18 protein-coding genes are annotated in these 15,320 nt (G+C 57.8%); 4 read left to right on the top strand and 14 right to left on the bottom strand.

What is annotated here, in order from left to right:
* Positions 1 to 3: 3 nt before the first annotated feature.
* Together tnpB and tnpA are read right to left on the bottom strand one after the other, a co-directional pair.
* Positions 4 to 351 (bottom strand): IS66 family insertion sequence element accessory protein TnpB, encoded by a 348-nt coding sequence (tnpB, locus tag AMB_RS02055; protein ID WP_011382846.1) that lies wholly within the window; start codon positions 349 to 351, stop codon positions 4 to 6.
* Positions 348 to 698: an IS66-like element accessory protein TnpA gene (gene tnpA / locus AMB_RS26690; protein WP_008622511.1), complete on the bottom strand. Its 351-nt coding sequence runs from the start codon at positions 696 to 698 to the stop codon at positions 348 to 350. The genes tnpB and tnpA overlap by 4 nt, the downstream gene beginning before the upstream one ends.
* Here tnpA and AMB_RS26940 point away from each other — a divergent pair.
* On the top strand, positions 684 to 923 hold the full coding sequence (locus AMB_RS26940) for an IS4/Tn5 family transposase DNA-binding protein (RefSeq protein ID WP_197531972.1): 240 nt from the start codon (positions 684 to 686) through the stop codon (positions 921 to 923). The genes tnpA and AMB_RS26940 overlap by 15 nt on opposite strands.
* 113 nt (positions 924 to 1,036) lie before the next feature.
* On the opposite strand, the gene AMB_RS24760 is transcribed toward AMB_RS26940, so the two are convergent.
* From AMB_RS24760 to AMB_RS23840, 5 genes are all read right to left on the bottom strand, one after another.
* Complete coding sequence (locus tag AMB_RS24760) at positions 1,037 to 1,309, bottom strand: hypothetical protein (protein WP_148207255.1); 273 nt, start codon at positions 1,307 to 1,309, stop codon at positions 1,037 to 1,039.
* A gap of 27 nt (positions 1,310 to 1,336) precedes the next feature.
* Positions 1,337 to 1,525, bottom strand: coding sequence for a hypothetical protein (locus AMB_RS24755; RefSeq protein WP_148207254.1), 189 nt, complete (start codon positions 1,523 to 1,525; stop codon positions 1,337 to 1,339).
* A 386-nt stretch (positions 1,526 to 1,911) separates the two neighbouring features.
* A complete protein-coding gene (gene mamD / locus AMB_RS02045; protein WP_011382844.1) occupies positions 1,912 to 2,937 on the bottom strand; it encodes a magnetosome protein MamD in 1,026 nt (341 codons plus the stop codon).
* Between the two features lie 253 nt (positions 2,938 to 3,190).
* Positions 3,191 to 3,790: a hypothetical protein gene (locus AMB_RS26010; RefSeq protein WP_231848948.1), complete on the bottom strand. Its 600-nt coding sequence runs from the start codon at positions 3,788 to 3,790 to the stop codon at positions 3,191 to 3,193.
* 240 nt (positions 3,791 to 4,030) lie between these two features.
* Positions 4,031 to 4,872 (bottom strand): IS5 family transposase gene (locus AMB_RS23840; protein WP_148207253.1). Its coding sequence is split into 2 segments (ribosomal slippage): positions 4,031 to 4,500 and positions 4,500 to 4,872, totalling 843 coding nucleotides; the frame shifts between segments, so codons are not numbered across the junction.
* A gap of 677 nt (positions 4,873 to 5,549) precedes the next feature.
* Here AMB_RS23840 and AMB_RS24750 point away from each other — a divergent pair.
* The 3 genes from AMB_RS24750 to mamK all read left to right on the top strand — a co-directional run bounded on the left by AMB_RS24750 (position 5,550) and on the right by mamK (position 9,945).
* Positions 5,550 to 6,209 carry a hypothetical protein gene (locus AMB_RS24750; protein ID WP_148207252.1) on the top strand — a complete coding sequence of 220 codons (660 nt, stop codon included), beginning with the start codon at positions 5,550 to 5,552 and terminating at the stop codon, positions 6,207 to 6,209.
* 20 nt (positions 6,210 to 6,229) lie between these two features.
* Complete coding sequence (locus AMB_RS23835) at positions 6,230 to 8,560, top strand: VWA domain-containing protein (protein ID WP_083763405.1); 2,331 nt, start codon at positions 6,230 to 6,232, stop codon at positions 8,558 to 8,560.
* 362 nt (positions 8,561 to 8,922) lie between these two features.
* Positions 8,923 to 9,945, top strand: a complete 1,023-nt coding sequence (mamK, locus tag AMB_RS23830; RefSeq protein ID WP_231848947.1) for a MamK family actin-like protein — start codon at positions 8,923 to 8,925, stop codon at positions 9,943 to 9,945.
* Between the two features lie 120 nt (positions 9,946 to 10,065).
* Here the strand turns inward: mamK and AMB_RS02015 are convergent, their stop codons facing one another.
* The 7 genes from AMB_RS02015 to AMB_RS01985 form a co-directional block, all read right to left on the bottom strand.
* The gene (locus AMB_RS02015; RefSeq protein WP_011382841.1) at positions 10,066 to 10,662 is read right to left on the bottom strand and encodes a hypothetical protein; all 597 of its coding nucleotides are present in this window, start codon (positions 10,660 to 10,662) and stop codon (positions 10,066 to 10,068) included.
* A 2-nt stretch (positions 10,663 to 10,664) separates the two neighbouring features.
* Complete coding sequence (locus AMB_RS02010; protein WP_043743182.1) at positions 10,665 to 11,102, bottom strand: structural protein; 438 nt, start codon at positions 11,100 to 11,102, stop codon at positions 10,665 to 10,667.
* Between the two features lie 62 nt (positions 11,103 to 11,164).
* A complete protein-coding gene (locus AMB_RS02005) occupies positions 11,165 to 13,492 on the bottom strand; it encodes a host specificity factor TipJ family phage tail protein (RefSeq protein ID WP_011382839.1) in 2,328 nt (775 codons plus the stop codon).
* A complete protein-coding gene (locus tag AMB_RS02000) occupies positions 13,489 to 13,884 on the bottom strand; it encodes an NlpC/P60 family protein (protein WP_043745819.1) in 396 nt (131 codons plus the stop codon). The genes AMB_RS02005 and AMB_RS02000 overlap by 4 nt, the downstream gene beginning before the upstream one ends.
* A gap of 100 nt (positions 13,885 to 13,984) precedes the next feature.
* On the bottom strand, positions 13,985 to 14,509 hold the full coding sequence (locus AMB_RS01995; protein WP_011382837.1) for a DUF1833 family protein: 525 nt from the start codon (positions 14,507 to 14,509) through the stop codon (positions 13,985 to 13,987).
* The gene (locus AMB_RS01990) at positions 14,502 to 14,852 is read right to left on the bottom strand and encodes a hypothetical protein (protein ID WP_011382836.1); all 351 of its coding nucleotides are present in this window, start codon (positions 14,850 to 14,852) and stop codon (positions 14,502 to 14,504) included. Before AMB_RS01990 ends, AMB_RS01995 begins: the two co-directional genes overlap by 8 nt.
* Positions 14,853 to 14,881: 29 nt before the next feature.
* The gene (locus AMB_RS01985) at positions 14,882 to 15,319 is read right to left on the bottom strand and encodes a hypothetical protein (protein WP_011382835.1); all 438 of its coding nucleotides are present in this window, start codon (positions 15,317 to 15,319) and stop codon (positions 14,882 to 14,884) included.
* Between the last annotated feature and the right edge of the window lies 1 nt (position 15,320).

Genomic DNA, 15,320 nt, shown 5'->3' with positions numbered 1-15,320 from the left:
TCCTCAGCCGGCGGCGCTCGGATGCCAGGTTTTCTGCGGCATCCGCCAATCAATCCCTTCCAGCAGGTAGCCGAGTTGGGCCGGGGTGATGGTCACTGCCCCATCGGCCGGCGACGGCCACAGGAAGCGGCCCCGCTCCAGCCGCTTGGCGAACAGGCACAGGCCCTGTCCATCCCACCACAGCACCTTGATCAGATCACCGCGCCGACCACGAAACACGAACAGGTGGCCGGAATGCGGGTCGCGCGACAACCGCTCCTGCACCAACAGCGCCAGGCCGTCGAAGCCCCGGTGCATGTCGGTGTGCCCGGTCGCCAGCCAGACCCGGACCCCACTGGGGATCGGGATCATCGCCCGGCCAGCGCCTTGATGATCGCCGATGCCAAACCCGGCGTCGCCGTCGCGGGAATGCGGACGCCCGCGCCGCTCGCCAAGCGCACCTCGATTACCGCATCCGAGCCCGAGCGCACGGCCGACTGATCCCCGACCGGCACCATCATTACCTCGGCGAATTCCTGGGCATGCCCACGCAGATCCTGGCGCCAGCGGTAGATCTGACCGGCGCACACATCCGCCCGTCGGGCCACCTCCGCGACGATCGCGCCGGGGGCGAACGCCGCCGCCACGATTGCCCGCTTCTGCTCAGCACTCCAGCGCCGCCGTCGCTCCGGACCGGTCAGAACATGAACCTGCGCCACCCAACATCTCCTGGCACCGGTGCAAACAATGGTGCTTGCACCGGTGCCAAAGCTGGCAGCATCATAGCCCTGACGGCAAGGTGGTCGTCGCCGGACGGATACTTCGATCAGCTGGGCGGCGCCATTGGACAAGCTATTCCCCGAGCTTGTCAGGACTGGGCGAACACCAAGGCCGCCTACCGATTTTTCTTCAACAGCCGGGTCATAAAGGCGTCGTCGGCCTAATCGGTGGGTCACAGGCCATGCTCGCCAAACAGCTTCGCTGGACGGGGCGCATAATCGACTGGAATTGGGGCGGGGTTAATCGCAATAGACTGCAAGAGTATCTGTGCAAAAATTCATATGCTTACGTAATGAGCTTTTTCTTTGAATATATGGCCACAAGACTGACAGTATCTGATGCGAATTCTACCCGCATTATATCTGCTGTCCGAGAGTTTTCCAACATATCTAACAAGACCTATATTTTCTTCAATCGGCTCCAATATCACCCTCATTTGATTTGTAATTGATACAATCAAAGACGGCGTGTCTGCGCCGTTTTCAGCATTGCACCGTGTCCACGCGGTAACAATTTTTAAAGCAATCCTCTCCAACTCCTCCTCATCCATGGAACACCTCAGCATCCCAGAGGGGGCTTATGTAATTGGTGCGGCCACGCCGCAAAGCTTACGGCAGACGTAGAAACCTCCGGCAGCAGTGACCAAGGACAGGCCAACCAGCACACCAATTCCCATCGTTGCACTGAGGATAAAGACTGTAGCCTTTCCAACACCGGGAGCGGCAGCGGCAGCAATTTTGGATCCAGTTATGGTGGAGGTGATCATCGGGCGTCCTCCGTATGTTCTACATTGGTAGAGGGGGACTGCATATGGGGCGGCCACGGCCTCCCATCCCATTCACAATGATGTGAGAGAATGAAACATTTCCCATCGCGGTCCCCGGTGGGGCCATCAATGATTGGATCTATCAGAGAAATAATGGCAAAGGCACAGGCCAAATTACCCGCGTTACGCGCTAAATTACCTTGGCACACTTTAACCAGCTTCCGGCAAAGCTTGCAGTGTAGGAGGGGGGGGCATCCTGTTGATACCTCCTTCAGCTCAACATTTTCGTTAACGACTTCGCACTGTATGCCGCCGATTCCGGCGGCGGCTAAATCCTTAGTTAGCCACCGCCGAGATTCAGTCATCAAACCGGAACTGATTTCAGACTAAGCCGTTACTGCGTCCGAAATGGCTTCGTCAACTTCAGTGGCCATAGAGGCAGCCTGGTTCTTGCGGTAGCGGTAGATGCCGTAGCCAGCCGCCGCGATCAGCCCACCGAGAATAACCGGCCCAGCAGCGCCGAGACCAAGACCGAGGCCAAGGCTCATGCCCGTGCCAGTCCACAGAGTGCCGACTGCCGCAGTCTTGCCTGCGGCAGAAGCCGCCGCACCAGCAGCCGCACCCTTCGCGGCGGTTCCAGCCACAGCGGTTTTACCGGCGGCCTGGAACGCCACGGTCTGCATGGCCCCCTTGGCTGCAACAGCAGAGCCTGCAGCGCCCTTCGCGGCGGCTCCGGTCACAGGGTTCAGAACGAGGAACTTGTTAGTGGTGCCGGCCATAATCGGGGATTCGCCGATGGTGAAGGTCTTGCCGACCAGCCACTGCACCTGGCCAGCACCATGCTGAACCTTGACCACAACCAAGTCCTTGATGGTATTGGCGGTGTCGCCAACCGGCTGAAGAAAGAGCCAATTAGCTGCTTCATTTCCAACAGCAGTCGTTTTGGCAACCGTAAAGGTCTTGCCAGTGATCATCGGCAACTGGAAAGCCTGATTGGCACCTTCAAGCTGCATCATGACCATACCCGCATTGCCACCGCCTTGAGCCGCAGCAACAGCCGCCCCTCCGGCACCGACTGCAGCGGCAGCAGCTCCCTTGGCAGCCAAGCCAGCTTTAGGGAGCATCACGAGCCATTTACTGGCTCCACCCGCAACCATGGGAGCATTTCCGATCGTCACGGTATTGCCTACCATGCTGGAGAGCTGAGCAACCTGACGGGCACCTTCCAGCTTGAGCGCGACGGCACCCTTTCCAGCGGCGGCGGCGTCGGCAGGGTTAAGGAATAACCAGTGGCCCATGCCATTTCCGGCTGCAGTCACTTGCCCAACTGTGTAGGAATTTCCGGTCATTGAGGACAGGAGTGCTGCCTGAGTGGTCCCTTCAACCTTGGCCATGATCACTTGGTCAAGCATGCTTCGGCCCCCTTACTGTGATGCAAACCGGCTGAAGCGGTTGCGGGTGATTTTTCTGCAGACATCATCATTATACGTCAAGCTATAAAAGAGACATCATTGCAAGATTGCATTTTCTTACAGATAGGATGATTCTGTCCAGATGAATCTTTCCGCCCGCCGTAGAACGTAATACTGAGAACTATTATCACAGGGCGGCGTCGGATTGCACTGATGCATCCTGGAATGAATCTTAAACATGCGAACCTCGCGTTTATTCCGATCCCTGCTCAGCTGCGGCTCTCTTTTTCCTCGCACGAGTGGCGGCAAGCTTGTCTTCAGTTTGATGCTGTAAATCCAATGCGGCTTTGGCTCTTCGCTTGGCCGCTGCAGCTAGCATGGCAGCCTGCTTGGCGCTGGCCCCTGCAACCAGAGCTCGCTTTTCAGCTTCATTCGCCTCAGCAAGCAGCTTCGCAGCCATGGCGATTTCGGTGGCTAACTCTGCCGCCAAGGCCGCCTCATCATCCGGCTCAGAAATCAGCTTTCTAATCTTGTTGGCGCTGGAGGAATAAACTGCGTCCACTATCGAGGCTACCTTGGAGAAAAGCGCCCCCAGATCGCCTGATTCAGTCAATCGTTGGTGCGCCTTTGCATTGGGGCGACCAGGCTGCATTATGAATGTGCCCTGCCCCGCGTCATAAATCGAATCTGCTAACGCAGAGAATTTAGTAAGAATGCCGCCCAGATTACTGGCAACTTTCCCCTTCGGGCTTCCTCCGTATCTCTGAAATGCACAATAGCCTGCAGCGCAGATTGTGCCCGCGACTAATGCCGGCCCCAAAGCGCCAAGACCCAAACCCAAACCGAGGCTCAACCCTTTTCCCGAGATCAGTATGGAAGCGAGTTTAGAGCCGTTGGCAACACCCACTGACGTAACTTTGATCGATCCAGTGCCAAGCCCGGTGAGGGGCATATAAGGAATACTCAACTTGCCAACGGCAAGACTGGCAGGCGCGCCCTTCGCTGCCCCACCACCTAGCGTCGCGGCCTTAGAACCGGTCTTTCCGATCGCGGCACCTGCTGATTTTAGCTTAGAGTCCGTCCGTGAAGTTTCCTATGATTTCCGGTGTCTTGCTATCCTTCGCAGCATGAGGCGGATCATGGCGAGGCGAAGAAACGCCAGCGCCATCCTGGCGAGATTCTCGAAGTCCTTGGCGAGACGGCGACAACGCCCCAGCCACCCGAAGGTGCGCTCAACGATCCACCGCTTTGGCAGAACTTCGAACCCCTTGGCGGTGTCGGAGCGTTTGACGATTTCCAGGTGCCACGCCCCGAGTGCGCGGACGGCTGCCGCGGTGGCGGCCCCCTGGTAGCCGCCATCAGCGAACACCCGAACGATGAAGGGGAAGAGGCGCCGGACCTCCTTGAGGACCGGCAATCCGCCATCACGATCCTGGACATCGGCCGGTTGGACATGAGCCGCGAGGATCAAGCCAAGCGTATCGACGACGATGTGCCGCTTCTTGCCTTTGACCTTCTTCCCAGCGTCGTAGCCCGATGGATCAATCCGCGCCCCCCTTTTTCCGCGCCCTTGACGCTCTGGCTGTCTATGATCGCCGCCGTCGGGCTGGCTTCTTTGCCGGAGAGTTCCCGCACCTCGATGAACAGGGCGTGATGGAGGCGTGCCAGCGTGCCATCCCATTCCCACAGCCCAAGATATTCATGCACCGTGCTTTTGGGCGGCAGGTCCGTGGGCAATGCTCGCCACTGGCAACCGGTCATCAACACGTAGAAGATCCCATTCACCACTTCACGAAGATCCACCGTTCGCTGGCGCCCGCCGCGCTTTGCCGGTGGGATCAGCGGCGCCACCAGCGACCATTCCTCATCCGTCAGATCACTTGGATAGCGAAGTCCGCTCCGCTCATAGAGCCGTCGGTTGTCCTTGGTCCACATGGCGCCCCCAGCATTTCTCTGGAGACCCATGGAATCATAACCGATTCACCTGATTCAAGAACCTTCCGGACGGCCTCTTAGCTGTGCCGATACCGCCGTCTTTAAAAGCAGATTGTGCCTTTTTCAGCTTGCTAATAGCATCACTTGAACTCATGGAGCATCCCCAATAGCGGCCATGATGGGTTAAATCCCAGTTTTTGTAAGGGTATGGCATCGATTCGTACAGTACAAGCTTCATTGATTTTGATTCTTTAAGGCTGTCTATGATCAGAAAGTATCGCGACGATCTCTCTCGTTGAACTCCTGCGTCACCACTAAATACTGGCGTGCGCATCACTGCTGTCCGGTTAACTGAGGGGGCGTCGCACTGATTTTGGTCGGGGGTATTTCGGGGTGCTTAAAGACACCCCGGCACTGTGATAATAGTTGTTAGAACCACTCTCGACCTGATGAGCCGATTGCTCAAATCTGATTCATGTGTTATCGGGTGGGGTAACAGATCGCATTCAAAACACTAAAATGCGATATCTAGATGTGAGGAAAGTGCCGGAAATCCATTAACCAGGACATGTTGATATGGTGCTCACTGATGGATGGCCGCGAATGCCCTTGATGTAAGTGCTACCTGAATGATGCCGTAGCCATAAAATAGTAAGCCTATGGCAGTGGAGGGGATGATGATTGAACTGGTCGTACTCATAGTCATAACTTCAGCGTTATTTTATGTAACACTGACAATTTTTGACTGGATTACAGGTTGGAAGCTGACTGCCGCGATAGCTTCGACGCAAAAATCGTTCAAAAGCATCTTCGCTTCAGATAATTTTTTATTCGGAAAATCATCCAGACATTCATCACCTAAATCAAGTGGCCGACCTAACTCTAGCACCAATAAATTTATTGATGAACGCAGATCAGTAGTTGCTGAGCTCCACAAAGAGGAGGCCACATTAAGGAAAAATATCGATAGCCTTATCGCTCGTCAAAGAGAATTAGAATTAGATATTTCCATGCTAGCTAGCCAGTCAACGGATGGGCAATCGAAAAATCAGTCTTATATCAATGAGTTTATAGAAGCACAAAAAGAAGATGCTATTCGAAATATAATGGCTTGGTCTGAGGATGAGAGGGCACGGCTAGAGCGCCAGTTTAATGAAACATACAAGGCGGACGCCAGTGATGCACAGAAGCGGCTAGTTGAAAAAGTTGACGCTGAACTTAATAACATTAAAGATTATTTTAGCGCCTTTGCCGCTGAAAAAAAGATTATGGCGGAGTCTGAAATCGCACAATTCTTAGCAGAGAAGCGAGCAATAATCCTTTCTAAGCTCGAGTAGGTCGATCACGGAGGAACGTAGTGGTAATTCGAGGGGGGGGGATTGCTGTTGTATTTTACGCACTTGCTGCGATTTTTGTAGCAGGAAGTGCGAATGCACGCCAAGATGCCGACATTATTGTTCTTTTTGATAAGTCAGGATCTGTAAATAGGCACGACCCAAAGATGGCGTCGAAAGCCTGGGTTCAGACGTTTTTAAAAACATTCTCAAATTCATACAAGATTAATGTAGTCGCTTTTGATGAGGAGTTACACAATCTCTTATCATTAGACACTGATGAAGGTATTGACCACTCCGACATCAATGCCTCTTTTGGGAAGCTGAAAGCTGACGGGCTCGCGACGGACCTGGAACTGCCGTTTCAATATCTTGTTAAGCATGCAAGGCCAGCAACCAAGCTTGCCATCATCATTTCCGACGGTGAACCGGAGGTTTGGGATGTCAATCGGGGCTATTTAAGCCAAAAGGTTCAAAAAGACAAAAGATACGATGACCTTAACTGGGATTTTTATGAAATTTGGCAAGGGCAAGGGCAAGGGCAAGGGCAAGAGAGGTCGGATATTGGCAATGAATCTATTGTCGATCTCTATAACTCTGTTGGGCAGTTATATAATGAACGCAATGTAGACATTATTGATCATTTGATGCCACGCGTTGCCCGTGCGATTGGGGCGCGGCTGATAATTTGGGACATTTCCGGTAACTCTCAATATCTTCAAGATTGGGCAGCGGCTTCAGGAGCGAAATATCTCCCCCTTCGTGTTGCGCTTGGTGAGAATCCTTCGGTCCAGCTGTTGACGGCCATGGGGGTACTTCAACAGAAATCTAGTGAGATCGTTCGGGAACCCCTTCCTGCCGATCATAAAAATCGTGCTGTCGAAGCCTTGGGCTCCATTTCAGAAATTAACGGAACCTTGGAGGGATCTGCATCGCACGATTCAGAACCGCTTCGTGAAGCGAAGACCTTACTTGGCTCCCAGCAACCTCAGGCACCTCAAGTTCAGCTTCAACCAAATGCTTCGGTTGAAGCTGCCCCCCCCCCCCCGCATGAGGTTCAGCTTATTAGTCCGCAGCCCAGCATCGAAAAGCAACTGCCCGATCCGAGAAAATCTCAGGATCGACCGACATCTGCCCCCATCATGGTGCTGGTTGCCTTGGTAGTTGTCGGCGGTGTCGGATTTTATGTCTTTTTCCAGAGGCGTCGTAAGCTGGCTGGACAAAAGGCGGCTCAGGCGGCACGTCAGTCTGCAGTTGTTACCGCTGCCGCTTCACATCCGCCCCAACAGAAGGTTGAAGCACCAGTCATCCGTACCAAACCTCCGGTTATTCCGGTCCCCGGTGCACGGGCGGCAGCAATGATCCCAGCCTTGAAGTCGTCAGAATCTCTAGGGCAGACTCTGCCACCGGTACCTAATGCGACCATACTGCCGTCTGCAGACCCTATCCCTGAGCAGCCCGAGGTAGGAACAGCTCTTCTTGCGCCCGCTATGGAGGCGCCGGAGGAGGTTCTGCCTTCAGAGCCAACTGCAGTGGTTTATCTCCCGAGATCCGTTGATCTGTTGGAGATCGAGGCCGAGGATGAGTCGGAAGTCTCACTCTCCGACCACATGGTTGCTGAATTCATTGATGGGAAAGTTCAGGAGATCATTAGCGAGGCAGAGTTGCTGCGCCAAAAGTTGCTTACCCGCACATCTGGCGTGATCGATGGTGAATTTCAATTTTTGTTGTTCGTTGCTGCTCCGCTTGGTTCAATCGAGGTCTATTGGCAATGCCGTGATGGATATGAACGGCATGGCTCTGCCATTGATGTCGCTTTGCAAGGGCTGAGCGTCGGAGTAAACGCTAAAGATATTCAGTCAATCACGAAGGTTCAATGCAAAGCGCATGGCGTAACTCTTCATATTGAACACGCTAATGTCATGGCATATGGGCCAGACTCTACCGTAATCGGGTTCTTTCAATTCCATGACAATATTAATTCATGGATGAATTGGATCGAGGTTGTTAGCAGAATTGCGAAAGGAACTGAGCACGATGAATGTATAGTGCGGGTTGACGTTGATCCCAATGGCAATCGGAATGAATCATCATCTTACAGCAGCCCTAATTACCTTTCTGGAGCATGGCCTGTCGTACCTGGGCGCTCCGCGCGGGATCGGGATAGTGCTCGGATTGAGGATGTACAAAAGGAATTGGTTAGCCCGACGCCGGTCCGCTCTGACGTGCCGGTACAGGGTTTAACTACAGGTATTGCAGATCTTGTGGGAGTGGCAGCTGGAAGTTTGTCAGCCCAAGGGGCTGCCTTCTTTAGACGAATTATGAAAAGCAGGAATGCCATTTTCAAAAAGTGAGGAGAGCAGTTAAGGAGGGATTTGATGACTTTTCCGCCCATGACCGGGCTGCACTACGAGTTGCGAGCCGCAGCAAAGTAGCCGTTGCGCTGGGTGAGCCATGAGTCCGGCGGTGACGTAAGTGAGGGGGGTGACAACCGCGATTAGAGAACTCGGCGGGACACGACCCAACACCATGGAGGCCGATTTCTGCATCGACGCCTTGCAGGAGGCTCTCGCCCGCTTCGGCAGGCCGGAGATTTTCAACACCGACCAGGGTTAACCAACAAGCCTCCGGCGATCCTGGGGCGGTTCAGGTCAGCGTTTGCAACGATGTCTTCCGTCAAATATGATCTTGAACGCCAGCTAGATTCGGGGACAGCATGATGATTGTGAACGATAACCAAAACATACTCTATGTCGGTATCGATTTTGGTTACTCAAAGACTGTCATTATGACGAGTCGAGGTAAGTCATTATCATTGAAGTCGTTGGTGGGGTACCCGAAGGATTTTGTTGGCTTAGCCCGGCTTGGGCGCCCGTATCTTGTTGGTGATGAAGCCTTCGAAATGCGCTCCTACCTCCATCTGCGGAATCCCTTGCTGGATGGATTGTTAAATCCTATCAGTGAGCAAGACATCGATGTCACTAGGCACTTTATCAGTCATATTATCAAGTGTGCAGAGCCTGCTGCTGGTGAGAAAGTTTTTGCTGTTATCGGTGTGACGCCTCGATTCACAGCGGCGAACAAAAAGCTCTTACTCAAGCTGGCCCAAGAGTACTGCCAGAATGTGCTTTTAATGTCAGCCCCTTTTTTGGCTGGAAATAGCATCGGCAAAGCTAGTGGCTCAATTATTATTGATATAGGGGCTTGGACAACAGATATATGCGCCATGAAAGGCCGAATTCCACGCCCAGAAGACCAGAGCTCTATAGCTAAAGCTGGAAGTTACATTGATGAACGCTTAAAGAATTCCATTCTGGAGCGATATCCTGCTCTGCAGATAAATGCCAACATTGCGCGCATGGTTAAAGAACAATTTGCATTTGTCGGGCGGCCTCAACTGGTAGCAGCCTGCGAGTTTCGATCTGCCGGAAAGGCTGTTCGCTGTGATGTAACTGAGCAGGTTCGGGCCGCATGCGAATCGCCGTTCGCTGAGATTGCTGAGCGTATTGGTGCTGTGTTGTGTGTGGTTCCCCCGGAGGATCAGGCCCTCGTTCTGAAAAATATAGTCATTACTGGAGCTGGGGCGCAGATTCGCGGGCTACCTGAATATGTTAAATCTATGCTTGCGCCGTATGGAGATGCAAGGGTTAGCATTGCCAATGAGCCGCTTATGGAAGCATGTAAAGGTGCATTGAGCATGGCACAAGAGATCCCACCTCACTTTTGGGGGCAGCTTTAGCTTCCTCTGTTTGGCGGTGGAGGGGATAAGCCCACTACTGGCCTGCCTTATCGTAGGCCCCAAATGCAAAAATACGGTCGACCGGGGGATGCTCCCTCGGTCGACTGCGTCATGCTCGACTTACCTAATGGGTGGTGCTTGCGCCAGCAGAGTGCGGGTTTGCTCGGAATCCGCCGAGCCGCCGAACTCAAAATCAAACGCGGTGGCGAACTTGCCCGCAAGCAGTGTCACCACCGAGATGATGCAGCCGCCGACGGCGGTGTTGCCGTCCACATGGCCGAACACCATGAAGCCGATCCCGCCGACAATGCCGAGTCCAGCGGTCACCAGCAGGACGTTGGCGCGAGTGTTGCTGCGCCCGGCCTTGATGAACTCGCTGTCCCTGGCTCGGGCGTTCTGGCGGTCGGCCAGGGTAGCGGTCAGCGTGGTGATGGCCCCGGTCATCTGCTGCATACGTTCGGCATGGGCGAATCCTTGCGCCTGGGCACGAAGCTGGAATACCAGATTGGGATCGGCCAGCACCTCACGGGCCTTGTCGGGATCGTCGGTGCCGGTGATGGCGCGGACACTGTCGGCCAGCTTGCCCACGGCCTTCTCGGCATCGTCGCCGAACAGGCTGGCGATGTCCGGCGCCACGTCCAGCGCCACCTTGGCCAGCCCCGCGATGGGGTTGGCGGCGATGGCGGCGGCATCGCCGAGGAGATCGAGCAGATTCATGATCAAGCGCTCCCCAGCCCCATGCCAACCCCTGCCAGGATCACCTCTCTGGCGTAGGGCTGCTGGCCGTTCTCATGGCGGATGATGGCTTCGACCAGTCCGGCCATGGTGTCGGCCTTGGTCAGGTCAATGGCCTGATCGGACGTCACGCCCAGGCGAGAAGCGACATGGGCGATATAGGAGCCGGTGTCGTTCTCGCAGCCCGGCGCCCAGCGATTGATGATTCCGGCGACGGTGTTCAGGCCGTAGCGGCGTTGATAGCTGAGCAGAATGCGGGTCAGCGCCCGAATGCCCGCTTCAGGGCTGACAAACTCCTCGAACACCGGATCGTCATCGGTGGCGCGCTCGCCCTGCCATTGGGTCTTGTCGCCGGGGGATTCCTTGATATTGCCGGGATTGTTGAGGCGAATGCCGCGAGGAATGGTGCAGGACTGGGTCATGGTCATTCTCCAACGAAAAAAGCCGCCCGGAGGCGGCTGTGGGGACGGGAAATGAAAGACGGCTAATTCACATGCACTCGAGCATCCTCGGCGACGGCGGTGATCTCCACCTGCTCGGCGCGGGGACGGATGGCGAGGATGCGGGCGGATTGGGCCCATGCCTGGCCGGGGCCGAAGGAGAAGTAGGTCCGCTCCTCCGAGCCGCCGGTATAAGGCGTGACGGTCAGCGGCTCGGCGAGACGCACCATGGTGGGCGCATCGGCCATTGGCTCGACCCGGAACGGCCCCGCCAGACTTCCGTCGCGGCGGCGCAGCGCCAGGTAATGGCTGGCGCCCTCGGTCCAGGTCAGCGGTTCGGACAGCATCAGAACCGCCCCAGTCCAGGGCGGCTTCGCGGATTCGGCCCGCCAATCGATCACCTCGCCGCCCTGACCCCAGCGGGGCATGTCGTGGGTGATGGCGACGAGATCGCCATAGGTCGGGATCATGCCCTCCAGCTCGGTGCGGAAGGTGACCATGCGGCGGCGATAGCGGTTGTTGGCGGCGATGTAGAGACCTTCCCGTTGGGCATGATCCTTGGCGGTACAGCCGAACAGGTTGACCTTGGCCGGGTTGTCGCCCTGGCTGTCGGCCAGCTTGACCGTGGTCTCGTCGGGCTTCCAGGTGCGCGACGAGAAATACTCGACGGTCACCGCGTCGGCGGTGTCGTCGCCGGGCATGACGTATTTGATCTTGAACGAGCCCTTGACGATGTTGCGTGGCCCGAACATGGCCACCGGCATGGTCTGGGGCGCATCACGGATGATCCGGACGATGCCGCCCTGCTGGATGGGCACGGCGCGGCCGCAGCGGGCGATGCGGGTCAGCGCCTCCCACACCGTCATGCTGGTGTCGAATACAGCGTCGAAGGAATCGCCACGGGCAGCCCACACGGCATCCAGGGCGGCCAGCGTCTTGAGGTCGATGCGGCTGTCGGCCAGCTTGGCGCCATAGTCCGCCTTGCAGGCATCGGCGAAGGCCCAGGCGATGGAACGGGTCGGCTGCGGGGCCGACCAACCACCCGCCGCCGACCATACCGGCAGTTTGCGGGTGGCGATGACGTTGATCATGCGGCTGGAGCGCTGGCTGAGATTGTCGGTGGCCCGCATCTTGACCGCCAGCAGGGTGACGGCGCCGAAATCGGGCTGGCCGGTCAAATAGGCGCGCAGAGCACCCCAGCGGATTTCGTGGCCGGCGCGTTCGGCGGTATCCTTGGTGTCGAGACGCTTGAGGCGGACCTCGTAACGGCCCGGACTGACCGAATAGCGGAAGGACAGACGGAGCGTGCTGTTGGTGGCGGCACTATGCGACGGCTGCGCCAGAACCGCCCAGCCGCCAATAGCTCCCCCCTCGGCATTGATGGCGCGGGCCTCGACCTGCCATTGGACGGTGCGGCTATCAAGGCTGCCGCCGTCATTGGCGTAATAGAGGCCACGCGGCATCACCACGTCGATGCCCAGCGCCCCGACCGTGGTATCGACCGGGTTGGCGGTAAACGGGCCAATATATCCGTCGTCGCCCGGTTGCGCCAGATTGGGAGCCACCAGTTCCTGCCCCGCCACCTCGGCGGCGGTGACCACATCCGGCTCGAACAGGGTGACCCGGCTGCCGGGCGGAACGGTTTCGGTCTGGACCTCCTCGAAGGAGGAAATCGGGGTGTCCTCGATGCGGATCTGCTCGACCGCATACTCCCCCTGGCCGATGACGTGAAGCTGATACAGGTACTGCTCGCCGCCGACGTAATCCTGGTAGGGCTCGGAGGCGAGGTCGGGATAGATCAGGTGGCGGCCATAGATTACCGGGATCGGCTGCCCCAATCGGCCCTGGTTGCCCTGAGCCTGGATCGAATAGGTCGGGCTGGGGGCCGGGGCGCTGCCGCTGCCGCCCCAGTTGAGCGAGGGCATGGAGGGCTTGGGGGCCGGGATCACCGTATTGATCAGCACCGAACCGACCATGGCGATGCCGGCGGTAGCCATGGCGGCGGCACTGCCAGCGGCGGTATAGCCCATGGCCACCGCCGCCATGGGGCCCAGATAGATGGCGGCCACCATCACCGCGATGGTCAACACGATCCGCATGGGGTTCTTGCCGCCCCCACCACCGCCCCCACCGCCCTGGGGCCAGCGAATGACGGTGACGACCTCTCCGTCCGCGATGGCCCGGACGGCATAGATGCCGACCGGCACCGCCATGCCGCCGATCAGGATTTCCGGGCCATCGGACCAGCAATCCTCGGCAATGCTGCAACCCTGCAACAGGCCGCCCAGCGTGATCCCGGATTCCACCGCATGCACCGAGCGGCTGGTCACCGGCTCGAAGGGATTGGTGACGATAACTATGGAGGCGGTCATGGCGAAAACCGGTAGAAACCTTCGATGGCCCAGCCGTTGAGCGCGAGCGCGTCCGAACGCTGGAACACCACCCCGGCGCCCTCGGCGCAATGCAGGACGCCGCCGCCATCCACATCGAGCCAGACGCCCACATGGATGGGATGGCGAGACCGGCGCAACAGCACGCAATCGCCCTCCGCTGGCGGGTCAACCTTGGCCCAGCGGCGACGCTCGGGGTGGTCGCGAAAGGTCCGCCCCATGACCAGCATGTCTTCTGGATTGCCGATCTCGGGCAGCAGACGACCGAAATGTCGGGCCTGCACCATGCGGACGAATTCCCAGCAATTGAACAGGTCCGGCCCGCTGCCGTGGACGGACCACGGCAGGCCGATATAAGCGGCAGCCCAATGCATGATGCCCTCGAAGGAATGGGGTCCAGGGACGAGTCCCTGGCAGGTGCCCTGGGGCATGTATGCCCCCCGGGTCTAAGGACAGGGCAGCGCCCTGCGAAGATCAGCGCGCCAGACCGGGAAAGCGCCGGGCGGTATAGGTGATGGAGGGGAACGACTTGTTCCCCGCATCCAGCATGCGGGCGCGCCCCGTGACTCTCATCGTGTCGGCTTCGACCTCGGTCAGGGTCATGGTGATGGGCGGGTCCATATGGGGGCCGTTGAGATCGGTGGAGAGATAGGGCCGCCAGGTGATCTCGATCACCTGCTGGCTGATGGCAGCGCCCTCAAGGGCATCGGTGATGTCGCTGCCGACATTGTCGAGGGTGACGGTGATTTCCGGCACCGGAGCGGTATCCACCGGTGGCGGCGAGAACTCAAAAGCCAGCGCGGCGAAGGTCACCCGTTTGCCGCCATCGCGGGGGGCGCCGGCCTCCAGCCGGGCGGTGAGATCGGCGTGGTCACGGACCACCCGGATCGGCTCGTCAAAGGTTGGATGCCAGATCTCCAACGTATCGAGAACCACCGTTCCGGCCGGGGCGGACGCAAACGCCTCCTTCAGCGCCTGCGACAATGCCGGATCAGGCATGGTTGTCCTTGCCGGGCACGCACATGGGCGACGGGAACGGGCAGAAGGTCCTGGCCGCCAGCAGCTTGCGCATCTCGTGGACGATCTCGGATAGGCCCTCGACCGCGGAGCGGAGCGCCTCGGTCTGGCGGGCCTGTTCCTCGACCACATGGGCGAAGGCCTCGACGGGGACACCGGACGCATCCGGCGCCCCCTGCTTCCGCGACCATGCCCAGGCGATGATGGCAATTATGATCACCGTGGCGGTGATGGCGGCGATTTGGACCATGGGGGCTGCTTGCCCCCACGCGCCCACATACTGGGTGGCGACGCCCGCCCAGATTTCCGGGGATTGTTCGGTCATGGCATTGAATTCCGGGTCGGTGGAAGGGGCTACCAGGAGAAGGCCAGTATCTCTTCCTGGGAGGTGAGCTTGGCGATAGCGGCTTCGGCCTCGTTGCTCGCCCGCCGAATAACCTCACGCTCGGCATAGACATCCTGGAGGGTCTTGGTCCCGTTCAGGGCATCCCGCTCTCGGGCGCGTTCGACCTTCCAGTCGAGAGTGGCGATGCGCCCCGCCGCTTCGGCTTTGACCCGGCGAACCAGGGCGGTTCTGGCCGCCTGGAGTTCCTCGGCCTGCCGCTCGACGACGCGCGCGGCATCAATCTCGCGGACCTCGTCGTCGGTGGCGCCGTCGTAGCGGTCGATGACCTCGCCATCGACGAGATGGAACCGGTGACCCAGGGTCGAGTCCACCGGCAGATCGTGGTCGCCCTCGGGACCGATGACGCCCCAGTCATTGCCGTGGGGGAAGCTGATTTTGCCGGCCATG

The sequence above is a fragment of the Paramagnetospirillum magneticum AMB-1 genome, assembly GCF_000009985.1.
In the GTDB taxonomy this organism is placed as follows: Bacteria; Pseudomonadota; Alphaproteobacteria; order Rhodospirillales; family Magnetospirillaceae; genus Phaeospirillum; species Phaeospirillum magneticum.
Note: the sequence above shows the minus strand (reverse complement) of the source record. Positions and strands in the feature narration are given on the sequence as shown.

Excerpts from the sequence above, each read along its gene's own strand:
- AMB_RS02010 (WP_043743182.1), bottom strand. The coding sequence starts at position 11,102 with ATGACCCAGTCCTGCACCATTCCTCGCGGCATTCGCCTCAACAATCCC.
- AMB_RS24750 (WP_148207252.1), top strand. The coding sequence starts at position 5,550 with ATGATTGAACTGGTCGTACTCATAGTCATAACTTCAGCGTTATTTTAT.
- AMB_RS02000 (WP_043745819.1), bottom strand. The coding sequence starts at position 13,884 with ATGCATTGGGCTGCCGCTTATATCGGCCTGCCGTGGTCCGTCCACGGC.
- AMB_RS02005 (WP_011382839.1), bottom strand. The coding sequence starts at position 13,492 with ATGACCGCCTCCATAGTTATCGTCACCAATCCCTTCGAGCCGGTGACC.
- tnpB (WP_011382846.1), bottom strand. The coding sequence starts at position 351 with ATGATCCCGATCCCCAGTGGGGTCCGGGTCTGGCTGGCGACCGGGCAC.
- mamK (WP_231848947.1), top strand. The coding sequence starts at position 8,923 with ATGATGATTGTGAACGATAACCAAAACATACTCTATGTCGGTATCGAT.
- AMB_RS01985 (WP_011382835.1), bottom strand. The coding sequence starts at position 15,319 with ATGGCCGGCAAAATCAGCTTCCCCCACGGCAATGACTGGGGCGTCATC.
- AMB_RS26940 (WP_197531972.1), top strand. The coding sequence starts at position 684 with ATGAACCTGCGCCACCCAACATCTCCTGGCACCGGTGCAAACAATGGT.
- AMB_RS02015 (WP_011382841.1), bottom strand. The coding sequence starts at position 10,662 with ATGAATCTGCTCGATCTCCTCGGCGATGCCGCCGCCATCGCCGCCAAC.
- AMB_RS01990 (WP_011382836.1), bottom strand. The coding sequence starts at position 14,852 with ATGACCGAACAATCCCCGGAAATCTGGGCGGGCGTCGCCACCCAGTAT.
- AMB_RS01995 (WP_011382837.1), bottom strand. The coding sequence starts at position 14,509 with ATGCCTGATCCGGCATTGTCGCAGGCGCTGAAGGAGGCGTTTGCGTCC.
- AMB_RS24755 (WP_148207254.1), bottom strand. The coding sequence starts at position 1,525 with ATGATCACCTCCACCATAACTGGATCCAAAATTGCTGCCGCTGCCGCT.
- mamD (WP_011382844.1), bottom strand. The coding sequence starts at position 2,937 with ATGCTTGACCAAGTGATCATGGCCAAGGTTGAAGGGACCACTCAGGCA.
- AMB_RS24760 (WP_148207255.1), bottom strand. The coding sequence starts at position 1,309 with ATGGATGAGGAGGAGTTGGAGAGGATTGCTTTAAAAATTGTTACCGCG.